A 13056-nucleotide genomic window follows, 5' to 3' on the forward strand; every position below is an offset into this window, starting at 1 on the left:
AGAAACCATCGTCCAGATGGACCAAACGCCAATCATGCACTAACAATCAAATTGGACCACTCAGGTGGGGCTGATCACTGTACCTGACCTCAGTAACCATGTTCGTCGCGTACTAGTTAAACGGAATACTGATGTTCTAGAGGTCTTGTTCGAACAGTAGACGGGCATACAGACTACAGACAAAGAGGCTTCGTACAGCAGAAAACGATTTTCTGCATTGTCGAAGCTTGTCATTTTCGAGAGAACAAAGAGCAATGCAGTCAAAGGTTCGCTTCGGCTGTCTCAGCTCGATCGATTTGCAACCGCAGCGAACTTCCGGTACGCCCCCACCAATGAGGCCGCCTGTGGCGGCCCCGTTGCTAGCTTCTTATTGGAGGTTCAGTTGGATATTGTCCTTCGTGCCTCACCCAGAGCCTTCGACCCCTTCACCCACTGCCACGGAGTGCGCGGCTTTCGGGCCTTGGCCAGTTCGGGATTTGCCTTGGCATCACTGGCAGCGCTGCGCAGGCGTTCGCGGGCTTCGCGCGGGTCGATCTTGAGTTCTTCGCATAGGGCTTTCAGTGTGATGATGTCGGGCATGTCGATCTCCTAGATTGCTGATGAAGATCAATAAGACGCAAGACAAAGGCGTGTCAGGGATAACCCTCACTCGGCTTGAAGATTGCCCAGAAGTTCGGCCCGAAGCTCTTTGCGTATGTATTCGACCACCAAAATCGAAGGGTTGCCGATCTGCCGTGTGTACTCGCGCGAAACTGACCGAAGCTGCAAATAGCGCCAAAGATCGACAGCGAGACGCGCGCGCGGCGGCGTTACAATGAGCCAGGAGCGCTGAGACGGACCACGAGCATGGCGATGCCGTCGAATGCACTGCTGGCGCGTTCACGCGCGCCCTGAGGCGCTTTGTGACGCCTTCGCTGGTTCATCCCGTGTCCGCATATGCCCATCAGGATTTACCCTGACGGATGGCGGTCAGTTTCTTAGCGTCTGCGCATCAGGTTTGGAGGCAGCACGCTGGAGACGGTCGGATCAATCATATTTTGGACAATTCTGCTCGGCCCTGCGGTGATCGCTTTGGTCTGGGTCATGTGGGAGGGCTGGGTGCTGCCGCAGCTGATCCCGAAATCCGAAATCATCGCGCGGGCAGATGCCTCGATCCAAGAATACGGTGACCGGGCAGCGGAGGTTGCTGCTAACCGCGAATACGAAGCGTGGTATCGGTCCGAACTCACTGATCAAGGCAAGTGGCGACGGGTCCGGCGAGACATCAATCGTCGGCAAAAGACCAGATAATGGTCGGGTCAGGACAGGCTAGCATTCTTATCGCTTATCTGCACCGTCTAGCAGCGACCCCTGCAAAGGATTCCTTCAGAACGTCCGCCAAGTGGTTTGCCACCCGAGTGATACCCAGCGGGCGGTACTGCGACCTGCCTCGAATGCTGAATGTATGAAAACACTCGATAAATCGACCCCGGCTCGTGTCCGACAGACTGATACATTATCATCGGGTCGGCCTAAGGCGTCTCGCCCATCGCCAACGGCAACGCTTTCACAGGGCGACCACGGGGGATGGGGGAGGTATTTTTTTATCGGCGCCCGCCTCGCGGGCAGACAGGGGGTCATATAAACTGCCGAGGTTTTCAGTCCCTAGCCGCTGCTCTACGCCTCCCCTGCACTTTGTGGGGTCAGTTGGTCTTCGAACGCGGGATCACGGTCATGGGCAGTTTCCCCTTTCTGCGCAATTTTTCAAATTGCTCGATGTGACCCAAGATCGTCAGGGCGTGTTTGAACGAAAGTTCTTTCCGCGAGTAGGTCTCGAAACCGTGAATAGAGGCGTAGAAACCGGTAATCTCCAATAGCGCCTGGACGACATCGGTATTGGTCAGGCTGACCGTTTCGGCACCCTCGGCCTTGCCTTCGGCCAATATCGCCTGCTGGATTGCGGTTTTCAGGCGGTTCTGCATTTCTTGATGGTTCGTCATTTTGATCTTCTTTTTCGTTTCCATCACGCCTGAGCCGTCAAGGCCGTAAGCGCGACTTTTGGTGCGGATGAACACTTGCTCAAAAATCCCACACGTGCGCGACTTCTGAGAAAGTGATCGTGACGCGCGGATCAGGGCAGCGACCAGACGGAGGCTTTCCCGTCTTTCGACTTCACCACGCCAAGGGCTTCGCCTGCGCGTCGGAGCGTAGGGAGTGAGATCCCTTTTTCCTTGGCCCAGCCGTCGAGCGCCTTCTTCTTGACCGGCCCCTTGCGGAGTACGCTTTCCAGCCACGCGGTCGCAGTGTCGCGTTCTCGTGGCGGTCGGCCCCGTTCGGCCTCGGGAGGCGCGAGTAGTTCGCCCACCGTCAATTCAGGCTCGCAGGCATGCCATTTCACGCGGGGGTGTGAGCGTGGCCCGGTGCTCTGCATCTCAAACACAATTGTCGGATCCGGCTCGGCATAGTTTGACTTAGCGTGGGCCACCGCGCGCAAGCGCGGGTCGTCGGGATGCGGCGCGAGGATCAGGCCAGACCGCACCCGAGCCGATATCGAAATCGAGCCGATACCTTGGTGCATGGCATGGTCAGCCCGCGCCTTCCGAAGGTGCCGCACGATCAGAATGGCCGTGTCGAACTCGCGCGCCAACTGGTCTATCTGCACCATGAAGTGCATGGTCTCGGTTGCCTTGTTCCCGTCCGCACCCTCCTTCATGAAGGCGATAATCGGATCGATCACGACAAGGGCGGGCGTGTTTGCCGAAAGTTCTTGCCGGAGCAATGCTAAGCCGCGCTCGTCCAAGGAAAACGGCTCCTGTTGGAAACGCACCTTCGAGACATCGGCCCCGGCCTGCATGAGGCGAGGTTTGAGCACCCGCGACGGGTCGTCCTCAGCAGACATGAACAGGACCGAGCCTTTTTCGATATCGTTCACGAAAGGTGGGGGCTTCCCGGTCGTCACAGCGGCAGCAATGGCGCAGGTAAAGGTGGATTTCCCTTGCCCCATGTTCCCGTCGAGAACAGTCAGTGCACCTTTCACGATATAAGGATACATCGAGAATTGCGGAGTGGATTCCTCGACGTCCCCGAGCCAGCCGAAAGCCTCTTCATGCCCGGCTTCGTATTTGCCGACACTGGAGGCAATACGCTCGACCTCATCGGCGTCGAGGGGTGAACTACACGCCGCAGCATTGATCGCCTGCAAAGCGCCTTCGATTGCCGTTTCGGTCAACCCGCGAAATCTTAGCGATCCGGCAATTTTGGTCAGTTCATTGTTACGGCTTCCAGCTTTGAAGGAACCAACCGTGTCGAAGTTCGCTGTGCGGCTTTTGTCGCGCGCAAGCGTGCGCAAGAACTCGGCAGGCAGCGCTGCCAAGCGGTTCTCTCCGCGTTGCACGCGATACCGGCTACCGCATTTGTGCATGCTGGGCGGGCCAACGAGATATCCACTGGCGTTGTCCTTGATGTCTATGCCAGCAAGCGGCGCTTTCCTCTTGGGTAGGGCCTCCGAGGCGCGGAAATAGTAGTGTGTCCCGCGGCCCGTTCGAACCGACAGAGTCGGTGGGAGGTTCAGCCTCTTGAAGGTTTCGGCCGCCTCCGGGCCGTCAACATCGAGCACAACCACGCCCGGCGGAAGGATGACGCCAAAGTTGGCCTTGGGGTACTTCTTGAACGAGCGACGGATTTTGACCGCGTTGCTCGTGGCGCTGTGCTGTCCCTTCGGAAACAATTCCGCGATGGGGTGCTTGCCCGGACTCTTGCAATTAGGCTTGCCGCAAGTGCATTGGCCGTCATCGCCGATGCCATGCAAAGCGATGATTTTACCGCCATTGCACGCCCAAGCGAGCGCGGCTTTGATAATCGAAGATGACAGCATATCACCCTCGAAACGAAACGCTTTGCGCATCCCGGTTCTCCTTTTCTGGGTGATCAGTAGTCGGCGTAGTACGTGCGGGCGCGCTCAGCAGCGCGTTCAGCGAGCCAATCCTCGATTTCTGACAGGATCCACGCAACCGTAGTGCCGCCAGGCCTTACGCGCCGTGGAAAGCGCCCACGGAGCTCCCAGCGCAACAAGGTTGTATTGCTGACGCGGATACCCAAGCGCTCTAGGTCGTCGCGCGATACCAGCCTTGGCGTATTCAATTCATCCATCATGGATTTTCCCTTTCGTCGGTCTGACTAAGGAGCCGGCTCCATGTGTGGACAACATATGGCGGATTGAAACGAAGCTAAATCAAAGGTGTAGCCAAACTTACGCGGAAGGTGTGCAAGTTCTATCTGTTCCCTCGCGATATAGAGGTTTCATCAAGAATGTTTCCTGAAAGAGAGAAACTTGGACCAAAGATTTCGGTAACACACGCGGTCATGAAGCGTCTATATTCGCTGCTTGGATCTTTGGTTCTGTCGTAGCCGCCTCGCGCTGCAGTGACGTCGGTGAAATAGCACTCGAACACGTCTGACAGCGCATTGGCGAGATCGATCTTGAACTCGTGCGCTATTGAGACGCCTTTATGTTTCCTGTCATCCAGAACCTCAGACAAATCTCGTGCCCTGGATACCAACAACTCCAATTGGGCAAGCAGAGTCTCGCGCTCTGGCGGCGGCGATGGCAGTTCGTCCGGCCATTCAGACAAGGTGGAGAGATTTTCAACTGCAAGCGCTTCGATGAGTTTTTCGGCGGGGTTCAGTACGGAACTACCAATTTTTCTGACCCGTTCGTCCGCGCTCGCTAGCTTTGGACCCGCGCCGATGCCCAGTGGGGAAGACGCTGCTGCTACCCAAAACGCTTAGGCGAGTGCTCGAAGTTCTGTCGCCAGTTTTACTTGGTCGACTTTGGCGACAACTTGAACCTCACTGCGAAGCCGCTTCATTGCGTCGTCCGAAAAGAAAAACGGCATTTCAGGAAGCGGTCGATCCAACCACTCCAAGTCGCGATATTTCAGATAGTATGCTTGATTTGGTGATTTTCTCGACATGACTATTCCAAAGCGCAAGCGCCTCGCGCTTTTCGTCCGCATATGAATAGACATTGTAGATGGCCGCCACACCTGAAACCACACCCGTCTTGTGGTTCAGCAGTGCCTCAGTCACCGGCTGCGGGACGCGCAGCATCGTCATGTTTGTGGACATAGTGCGGCGCAGGTCATGGATGATCCATGGGTCAGCACCCTCCGGCAGCGCCCTATCGAGACGGTTTTTCAGGCGACCGAACCCGGACAAGGGCGATTTGCCGGTTGTCGTGAACACGAAATCCGACCCGAGGAACCTCGGTACTCTACGCAGCACATCCATCATTGCACCGGTGATCGGCACAGTGTGCTGCCTGCCGTTCTTGGCGCGCGAGGAAGGCAGCGTCCAAAGCTGCTTTTCGAGGTCGAGTTCTGACCAGCGCATTTCAGCAACCTCGGCGCGTCTCTGGCCGCTGAGGATCAACAGCTTCATGCAATCCCCGAAAGGATAGCCTTCGGCGTCACAGGCCGTCCACAGAGCCCCCAACTCATCGTTCGAAAGTACACGCTCGCGTGGTCGCTCCTTGGACATTGGTTTCATCCCGGCGATGGGGAAGGCGTCAATCATGCCGCGTTCGACGCACCAGCTCATCAGGTGCTTGAGGTGTGCGAGAGCACGGTTCGCGCTGATGGGTGCGGACTGGTGGATCGGATCGCAGGCCTTGACGACATCGGCACGTTTGATCTGGTCGATCCGCTTGCCGTACAGGGTGGTGAACTTTGCAAGCAGCGCTTTCTTGCGCTTCCAGTCCTTGTTGTGAACCTTGGCGTGTTTCTCGATGTAGTCGGGGATCACCTCGCCTAGCGTCGGCTTCGCTTCAACCTCAATGCCAGTACTGTCTTCGAAACGGCCCGTCTCGACTTGATAGAGCACTTTCCGCACCCTTTCGCGAGCCTCGGCCAGAGAAATGATTGGAAATCGACCGATTGGCAGGCGTCGCATCTTCCCGTTGATGCGCTTGTGGAGGCAGAAGGCTTTGGCGCCAGCCTTGCTGATGCGCAGCACCAAACCCGGCATCAGTTCGTCTCGATATTCGAGGCGTTTTTTCGGATCGGGCTTCTTGCCTTCAATGAATTTGGTGGTGAGCTTGCGTTTCATAAGCCCATGATAAGATGGGATAGTCATCCACGTCAGGGATAACCCTAGAGGGTTTGCATGGTTTTGGGTCGCCCAGTGTGGGATCGAGATACACGTGTGGTTTTTTCCGCCTGTGGGTATCAGCTGGGTAGCAGGAACAGTGAGCTTAAATGCTTCAGCGTGAGACGTGCTGTGGCGACCTGCCAAGCGCAAAGATCAATATTTTCAACTAACTATGCGATGGTCTGAGCGATACTGAAACAGCATGTTTGGATCAAAAGACCAATTGAAAATCCTCGTGTCGGTGGTTCGATTCCGCCCCGCACCAATAAAATGACTTAAAATTGGGTGGATAGGCGGATTTCTCTAAAGATGACTTCGAGAAGGTTCCGCCCGGGATAGCATTTTTGAGTCGCTTCTCGTCCTACCAAGTTGGTATCCGCTCATACCCGACATTGCACACCCAAATGGAACGCTGCGGCAGCAGCCCACATTTCAGGTATTCACCGCAAGGACGAGATACACCAACACTTGATGACCGGTTCGTTGGACCAAACCTGCCGTTGGTGATTGAGTTACCAATGATCATTTTCGTATGTTTCAGATAGCGGGAAACCCGATCAATGGCGGAAGCCTTGGTGGTTTTTGACATTTAAGTCTGGCGTTGGAGTGCGATGACCGTGTCGATAACAGTTGCGGTTTGGCGGCTCGGACCCGTCGCAATCCGTTCGATGGGCCCGACGAAGACATCGTGCCAACCGGATGGGCTGAGGCTGAGATCGGCCAGTTCTTCGTCTGCTGTAGGATAGACCGTATCTGGGTCAGCCCACGACCAGGGTGCGCGTGACCCATGGGCCGCGATCAAGAGCAAACCGCCGGGTCCGACTACACTTGCTGCGCGCCGCAACGCTGCGGCCCGGTCAAACTTGCCCGGTGAATGCAGGAACATCGCTGAGACGAGATCGAACGCGCCATCGGGGATGGAGACATTCAGATCGTGACGCGCGAAGCGTGCAAGTTTTGCAACGCCAGCATTTTCCGCTACCCGTTGTGCCGCATCGATTGCTGACTGCGCCACATCGACGCCCGTGGCCACCCATCCCTGCTTTGCGAGCCAGATCGTGTCATCCCCGCGTGCGCAACCCAGATCGAGGGCCCGCCCGGGAACAAGACCCCCAGCAAAGCGAACCAGAATGGCCGAGGGACGACCACCTGACGGTTGTGTCAGCTTTGCATAGTGGCCTTCCCAAAACGTGGAGGCATCCTCATGGGCTTGTGGCATCGTCATGTCGTGTCCTTTCTTGTGCGCCATGCCGACACGCCGACCAGACCTGTCAGTGTCGCGAAAACGGCGATGGAATAGGTTGTGGCCGTCGCTGCGGCCTCGACAAAGCGAGGTGTTGTGGCAGCGCCTGCCGCCATTCCGTTTTCACCAAGCAGCCCAAAGAAGATCTGACCCGCGATCGCGATGCCAAGGGCCGCGCCGATCTGTTGAAACGCTTGCATGGCTCCGGACCCTGCACCGGCGTCCTTTGGCGCCACGCTCGACATGGTGACTTGAAACAATGACATGATCGCGGTGCCCATACCGAAGCCACAAACGAGAAGTGGTATGGTGAAGGCATAAGGGTTCAGGTCGGCCCCAATGGACCTAATCACCCATTGCAGCGCAATCATTCCGAACATAAGCAACGCGGCGCCTGTTGCGATACGGGCCGAGAGGTAACGGTTGCCAAGCCGCTCCGTTGTCATCGAGGCGAGCATCACACCGACCGGGAACGGGGTTGTGACAAGGCCGCTTTGCAAGGCGGTCAGCCCAAACCCGGACTGCAGGAAGATCGCAAGCACGAGGAATAGACCCGGGACGCCGCTGCAGAATAGTGTCACTAGTCCAAGCCGTCGCAGATAGGGACCATTCGACAGGAGGCCGGGTGGCATCAGGGCTGATAAGCCCTTCGCGCTGCGGCGACGCTCAAAGGCGACAAAGGCGAGTGTTGCGGGGATCGCTGCGAACAAGGCGGCGAAGCTCCACCACGGCCAGCCAAGCGCGCGGCCTTCGATCAAGGGCAACACCAGCAGCACCGCAGCCACAGTGAACAGCGTCGTGCCGATCCAGTCTGTTCGTGCTTCGCTGTCGGTTTCGAGGAGGGGAATAAAGATGCGTGCCCCGATCAAGGCCGCGATACCAAATGGGAGGTTGATCAGAAACGCCAAGCGCCATCCAAGACCGGTAGTGTCGGCAGTAATCAGTGCGCCACCTATGATCGGGCCCGCGACGACGGCGAGGCTCGACACTGTACCAAAGAGGCCGAAGACACGGGCTTTTTCCTCGGGCGGGAAGATCACATTGGCGATGGCGAGAACCTGCGGCACCATCATCGCCGCTGCAATGCCCTTTGCGGCCCGTGCTGCGATCAGTGTCACCACATCCGGTGCAAGGCCACAGACAGCGGAAGACACGGTGAACCCGATCAACCCTCCGATGAACAATTTTCGCCGCCCGAAGACATCACCAAAGCGTCCGAAGGGGAGTATGCCAGCGGCAAGGGCCAGGACATAGATTGCCGCGACCCATTCAAGTTGCGTTGGGGTGGCGCCGGTGTCGGCTTGTATCTGCGGCAGAGCGACATTCACGATGCTGACATCGATCAGGTTCATGAAGCTGGCGAGTATCAGCACGCCGAAAGCCACCCATCGCTTTGAATGGACAGTGCCCGAATGCAAGCTGGCGTCTGATGCAATACTCATGTATCATTAAATGTATCAAGAGATTGTAAGAGTCAATCTCTTGTGTGTTCAAATGTTACGTGACTGGGATAATCCGCCAGATGAGACAGGACAACCGCCTTTCCCGCGTGCTGCATGCCCTTCTGCATTTGGACGGCATGGAGGGACCTGCGACCTCCGAACAGATCGCACAAATGCTGCAAACAAATTCTGCCGTGGTGCGCCGCACGATGTCTGGACTGCGCGAGGCCGGGATCGTGACATCTGTAAAGGGCCATGGCGGCGGGTGGTCGCTGGCCAAGCCATTGAAGGATGTTACCCTGCTTGCAATTTATGAGGCGCTTGGATCCCCGAAGCTCTTTGCCATCGGCAATGACGACGACGACCCAAGCTGTTTGTTGGCCAAGGCCGCCTATGCGGCGACCGATGACGCCTTGAACGCCGCACGATTGCAATTTCAAGCATCGCTGAACAGGATCACGGTCGCACAATTGGCGGAAGGCTGGAACGGCCCAACCGCAAACCGCGAGTGTGCTGAACAGGTTTAGCCGCGCTCAACAATACCTACGCGAGCATCGCGCCTATCTGCATCAGCCTGCAGGCTTCAAAGTGCGATCAAAAAAGCCGATCATTTCTTTCCATCCGCGCTCAGCCGATGTCGCGTCATAGACCGGGAAATCCGGTTTCATCCATCCATGCGCGGCAGGATAGGTTTCGGCCGTGTAGGTCACGCCTGCTTGTTCTAGCGCGGCCTCAAAGTTCTTCGCCATTTCAGCAGGGTAGTGTTCGTCATTCGTGGCGGCAGCGATGTAGAGTTCAGCTTTCAGCTTTGACGTATAGAGGTGAGGGCTATCAGGCGCATCACTGGCCAGACTGCTCCCGTGGAAACTGGCAGCGGCTCCAATCTGATCCGGATAGGTTCCGGCGGCGGTGATGGCCATACCACCACCAAAACAGAAGCCGACTGTTCCAACCTTGTCTCCACGGATGTCGCTTCGCCGGCTGAGGTAGTCGAGGATCGCTCCGGTATCTTCGGCGGCCTTCGCATTGTTCGTGGTCATGAGCAGAGGGCCGAGAATGGCCATCATATCGCCCGCTAGCACTTCAACTGGATCGAAAGGACCGTATGGGCCATGACGGTAGAAGAGGTCTGGCAACAGAACCACATATCCGGCGTCTGCAAGCTTCTGCGCCATGTCCGCGACAGCAGGGCGAATACCCCCGGCATCGAAGTAGAAAATGACCGCAGGACCGCCATGGCCACTTGTCGGGGTATAGATGAAGAGTGGGCAATCACCGTCTTTGGTTCTGACTGTAAGCTGTTCTTCGGTCATTAACGGTGGCCTGTGATGAGGTTGCGCAGGTTGAAAACGAATCTACATATGTACATATGTAATATTTTGACGAGGCTCGCAAGAATGGCTGACGACAAGGATAATGTGCTTTCGACACCAGGGCATCTGGTCAGCCTGGCTGCACGCAACTTCGCGCGGCTCAGCGAGGCGCGCCTCAAACCGCTAGGCTTTGCGCCGGGTCATCTGCCGGTTCTGGTGGCCTTGCGAGACGATCATGCGGACACGCAACGTGACCTTGCACGCTTTGCGAAGATTGAGCAGCCGCCCATGGCACAGATGCTCAACCGGATGGAGCGCGACGGTTTGATCGACCGCAAGCCTGATCCCAAGGATGGCCGTAGTCAGATGATATCGCTCACACCAATGGCTTTGGAGCGAATGCCCATTGCGATTGACGCTCTCATGGAGGGCAACCGAGAAGCTCTGTCCGGATTGACGGACGAACAGAAAGCCGTTTTCACAGGCCTTTTGGTGCACATCATCGCGAACCTCGATCAAATGATGCACCGCAAAGCCTGATCGCGCGGCTATGCCGGATCGCGTGCGAGTAGGGCTGCGAAAGCTGCCGTGTCGAGAAATGCAATGACCTCTGTGACAACACCACCATCCATCTTGAAGATCCAGAGGTAGCTGTTTCTATAGACATCACCGGCTGCCGTTCTCCCCTCGCCATCGAAATGAATGATGACCTCGTCACCATCCGCCCAAACACTGTGTACGGTGGGGCTGAGACCTTCGCTCATGCGTTCGCTAAAGGGTTCGACCGTGCGGGAGAGCAAGTCTACTTTTCCATGGTATGTTCCAGATACCATTGGATCGAAACCGGTGATGGTCCAAATGACGTCATCGGCCAGGAGATCGAATACATTGACTGTGCCCGCCTCCCAGCCTTTGAACGCTTCACCAACGATCTTTCGGTTTTCTTCTTCCATCGAAGAGTCTTCAGCAGCACTGGGAGAAAACCAAAGTGCTAGCATCAAACAAGCGACGAGGCTCAAGCCACGCAGAACGGTAAGTCGGTAGGTTTTGGTCATCTTGATCTCCGGTATCATATGCCGTCGGCTTCACGGTGAATTGGGGAGGGGCGCTATTCCTCGCGGTAGAAAACGTAACCGCCGTGATAGAAGACACTGTCTCGGAACTGGCCATCGGCATAGAAACCAGTGTCGTCCCAATACTGGATGATATCGTCAGTGACGTGATAGCGCCCCTGATAGGCACTTTCCCGGTCACCGCGTGCTTCATCGTAACGCCCGTTCGGGAGTAGATCGTGGCGGATATGACCGTCTTCTGTCACCCACATGCCGACGAATTCATGCGATTGCGGCTCAGTCGGAGCCGCGGGGCGTGGGGATGGCGGAAAGTCCGTGGTCACGAGCTGTCCTTGTACCGCGGATCCAGTCATGACGATGCCCAATGCGGCGCTGAAGATCCTTGCGGATAATCCATGTCTGCCACTACTCACTGACCGCTTCCGCCGATCGCACTGCGCCGCTCTTCAAACAATTCTGACATGGTTTGGGAGGCGAGGATGGCCTTCGGAAAGCCTGCCGGAACGGTGATCATGTAGACGATCTCCTTCAATTCATCTTCGGTCACACCGACATTGAGCGCATAGCCTGCGTGGATCTTCATCAATCCGCGTTCCCCCATGGCCGCAAAGGCTGCCACAGCCGCAAGCTGGCGCGTGCGGTCGTCAAGACCAGGACGTGTCCAGACGTCGCCGAGGGCATAGGCTTGGGTTGCGTCAGCCAAGAACGGAAATTCTTCACGCATGTTCTCCAGCGTGGTTTGAGGAACGCCGTTGTTCAGCTTGAGAATGACATCAGCACCAAGCTGAAGCCGCTCTTCTGTCGTGTCTGGCATGGTGCTTCCTTCATTCGATTGCGCGTTCACGGGAGTCATCGACAGGCTGGTCGCAACAGCGATGGCTGAAAGGGTAATCTTGTGCATTGGCAGTATCCTTTTGCTTGATGTCGAATACCGAAGACATTCAAAGTCGAACGTTTTCAGCGCAGAGTGAGCTTTGCGGTCAGGCGGCTGACGCAGTTGCGCCGTCCGTCGATTTGGACAGGTCCTGCCACTTGGCCAGCTCGCCCTGTCGGGCCTCATAGGCGCCGCTCAGATACTCGAAGGCATCCGAGCCAGCGGCATAGCGCAGAGGCGCATCTTCATCGCGCTAAAGCCGCACGAGCGCCGCACCCAACTTTGCGGGGTCGCCGGCCTGCACATGGTTCTGCGATTGATAGAAGCCCTGGGCCGCCTTGGCGTACTCGGCATAGTCACTGATCGGCTGATCTGCATATCGGATTGAGCTTTCATCAAGGAAATCCGTGCGGAAGAAGCCTGGCTCAACGATAGTGACACCGATGTTGAATGGTTTGACCTCAAGGGCCAGACATTCCGAGAACCCTTCGACTGCAAATTTTGTGGCGCAATAAATCGACGCAATGTCGAAGCCGAGCGCACCACCAATGGACGATATGTTGAAGATGTGACCCGATTTTTGCAATCGCATGGTCGGCAACACAGCGCGGGTGACGTGCATTGTGCCATGAACGTTGGTGTCGAACTGGCGGACGATCTTTTCGTGCTCAATCTCCTCGAAGACGCCAAGCTGTCCATAGCCTGCGTTGTTCACCAGAAAGTCGATGCGTCCGAAATGATCAACAGTTTTGGCCACAGCGGCATCGGCTTGCGTGGCGTTAGTGACATCCAGCTGCAAAGCCAATGCGTCGTCTGTCTCCGGCAGTGCTTTGGTAACCGCATCAGCATTCCGCCCAGTTGCCACAACGCGGTCACCCGCGTCTAACGCGGCCTTTGTGATCTGAAGACCGAGGCCCCGTGAAGCCCCGGTTATGAACCATACTTTTTTGTCATCCGTCATGTCGACCTCCTGTCTATTGACGGC

15 protein-coding genes are annotated in these 13056 nt (G+C 56.6%); 2 read left to right on the top strand and 13 right to left on the bottom strand.

Annotated elements, in window-relative coordinates:
- Positions 1–378 precede the first annotated feature (378 nt).
- From Q1A53_RS12035 to Q1A53_RS12070, 8 genes are all read right to left on the bottom strand, one after another.
- Positions 379–579, bottom strand: coding sequence for a hypothetical protein (locus Q1A53_RS12035; RefSeq protein WP_299966814.1), 201 nt, complete (start codon positions 577–579; stop codon positions 379–381).
- Between the two features lie 1103 nt (positions 580–1682).
- Positions 1683–2054, bottom strand: coding sequence for a hypothetical protein (locus Q1A53_RS12040; protein ID WP_299966817.1), 372 nt, complete (start codon positions 2052–2054; stop codon positions 1683–1685).
- Between the two features lie 56 nt (positions 2055–2110).
- The gene (locus tag Q1A53_RS12045; protein ID WP_299966821.1) at positions 2111–3883 is read right to left on the bottom strand and encodes a bifunctional DNA primase/polymerase; all 1773 of its coding nucleotides are present in this window, start codon (positions 3881–3883) and stop codon (positions 2111–2113) included.
- 23 nt (positions 3884–3906) lie between these two features.
- The gene (locus tag Q1A53_RS12050; RefSeq protein WP_299966824.1) at positions 3907–4131 is read right to left on the bottom strand and encodes an AlpA family phage regulatory protein; all 225 of its coding nucleotides are present in this window, start codon (positions 4129–4131) and stop codon (positions 3907–3909) included.
- A 119-nt stretch (positions 4132–4250) separates the two neighbouring features.
- Positions 4251–4610 (bottom strand): hypothetical protein, encoded by a 360-nt coding sequence (locus Q1A53_RS12055; protein WP_299966827.1) that lies wholly within the window; start codon positions 4608–4610, stop codon positions 4251–4253.
- Between the two features lie 265 nt (positions 4611–4875).
- Positions 4876–6084 (bottom strand): site-specific integrase, encoded by a 1209-nt coding sequence (locus Q1A53_RS12060; protein WP_299966830.1) that lies wholly within the window; start codon positions 6082–6084, stop codon positions 4876–4878.
- 631 nt (positions 6085–6715) lie between these two features.
- Positions 6716–7351, bottom strand: coding sequence for a methyltransferase domain-containing protein (locus Q1A53_RS12065; RefSeq protein ID WP_299966833.1), 636 nt, complete (start codon positions 7349–7351; stop codon positions 6716–6718).
- Positions 7348–8811, bottom strand: coding sequence for an MFS transporter (locus Q1A53_RS12070; protein ID WP_299966836.1), 1464 nt, complete (start codon positions 8809–8811; stop codon positions 7348–7350). Before Q1A53_RS12070 ends, Q1A53_RS12065 begins: the two co-directional genes overlap by 4 nt.
- A gap of 80 nt (positions 8812–8891) precedes the next feature.
- On the opposite strand from Q1A53_RS12070, the gene Q1A53_RS12075 reads away from it, so the two are divergent.
- Positions 8892–9338: an Rrf2 family transcriptional regulator gene (locus Q1A53_RS12075; RefSeq protein ID WP_299966839.1), complete on the top strand. Its 447-nt coding sequence runs from the start codon at positions 8892–8894 to the stop codon at positions 9336–9338.
- Between the two features lie 42 nt (positions 9339–9380).
- On the opposite strand, the gene Q1A53_RS12080 is transcribed toward Q1A53_RS12075, so the two are convergent.
- Positions 9381–10124: a dienelactone hydrolase family protein gene (locus Q1A53_RS12080; protein WP_299966842.1), complete on the bottom strand. Its 744-nt coding sequence runs from the start codon at positions 10122–10124 to the stop codon at positions 9381–9383.
- A 15-nt stretch (positions 10125–10139) separates the two neighbouring features.
- On the opposite strand from Q1A53_RS12080, the gene Q1A53_RS12085 reads away from it, so the two are divergent.
- Positions 10140–10664, top strand: coding sequence for a MarR family transcriptional regulator (locus Q1A53_RS12085; protein ID WP_299966845.1), 525 nt, complete (start codon positions 10140–10142; stop codon positions 10662–10664).
- A gap of 8 nt (positions 10665–10672) precedes the next feature.
- Here Q1A53_RS12085 and Q1A53_RS12090 read toward each other — a convergent pair whose 3' ends face one another.
- The 4 genes from Q1A53_RS12090 to Q1A53_RS12105 form a co-directional block, all read right to left on the bottom strand.
- The gene (locus Q1A53_RS12090) at positions 10673–11179 is read right to left on the bottom strand and encodes a nuclear transport factor 2 family protein (protein WP_299966848.1); all 507 of its coding nucleotides are present in this window, start codon (positions 11177–11179) and stop codon (positions 10673–10675) included.
- A gap of 53 nt (positions 11180–11232) precedes the next feature.
- Positions 11233–11520: an Atu4866 domain-containing protein gene (locus Q1A53_RS12095; protein ID WP_299966851.1), complete on the bottom strand. Its 288-nt coding sequence runs from the start codon at positions 11518–11520 to the stop codon at positions 11233–11235.
- Between the two features lie 86 nt (positions 11521–11606).
- Positions 11607–12098, bottom strand: a complete 492-nt coding sequence (locus tag Q1A53_RS12100; protein WP_299966853.1) for a carboxymuconolactone decarboxylase family protein — start codon at positions 12096–12098, stop codon at positions 11607–11609.
- Positions 12099–12324: 226 nt separating this feature from the next.
- Positions 12325–13032 (bottom strand): SDR family NAD(P)-dependent oxidoreductase, encoded by a 708-nt coding sequence (locus Q1A53_RS12105; RefSeq protein WP_299966855.1) that lies wholly within the window; start codon positions 13030–13032, stop codon positions 12325–12327.
- Positions 13033–13056 lie beyond the last annotated feature (24 nt).

The sequence above is a fragment of the uncultured Roseobacter sp. genome, from assembly GCF_947496515.1.
Taxonomy (GTDB): domain Bacteria; phylum Pseudomonadota; class Alphaproteobacteria; order Rhodobacterales; family Rhodobacteraceae; genus Roseobacter.

Coding starts and splice junctions, on each gene's coding strand:
- Q1A53_RS12065 (WP_299966833.1), bottom strand. CDS start 7,351: ATGACGATGCCACAAGCCCATGAGGATGCCTCCACGTTTTGGGAAGGC.
- Q1A53_RS12070 (WP_299966836.1), bottom strand. CDS start 8,811: ATGAGTATTGCATCAGACGCCAGCTTGCATTCGGGCACTGTCCATTCA.
- Q1A53_RS12090 (WP_299966848.1), bottom strand. CDS start 11,179: ATGACCAAAACCTACCGACTTACCGTTCTGCGTGGCTTGAGCCTCGTC.
- Q1A53_RS12100 (WP_299966853.1), bottom strand. CDS start 12,098: ATGCACAAGATTACCCTTTCAGCCATCGCTGTTGCGACCAGCCTGTCG.
- Q1A53_RS12080 (WP_299966842.1), bottom strand. CDS start 10,124: ATGACCGAAGAACAGCTTACAGTCAGAACCAAAGACGGTGATTGCCCA.
- Q1A53_RS12050 (WP_299966824.1), bottom strand. CDS start 4,131: ATGATGGATGAATTGAATACGCCAAGGCTGGTATCGCGCGACGACCTA.
- Q1A53_RS12075 (WP_299966839.1), top strand. CDS start 8,892: ATGAGACAGGACAACCGCCTTTCCCGCGTGCTGCATGCCCTTCTGCAT.
- Q1A53_RS12045 (WP_299966821.1), bottom strand. CDS start 3,883: ATGCGCAAAGCGTTTCGTTTCGAGGGTGATATGCTGTCATCTTCGATT.
- Q1A53_RS12035 (WP_299966814.1), bottom strand. CDS start 579: ATGCCCGACATCATCACACTGAAAGCCCTATGCGAAGAACTCAAGATC.
- Q1A53_RS12085 (WP_299966845.1), top strand. CDS start 10,140: ATGAGGTTGCGCAGGTTGAAAACGAATCTACATATGTACATATGTAAT.
- Q1A53_RS12060 (WP_299966830.1), bottom strand. CDS start 6,084: ATGAAACGCAAGCTCACCACCAAATTCATTGAAGGCAAGAAGCCCGAT.
- Q1A53_RS12105 (WP_299966855.1), bottom strand. CDS start 13,032: ATGACGGATGACAAAAAAGTATGGTTCATAACCGGGGCTTCACGGGGC.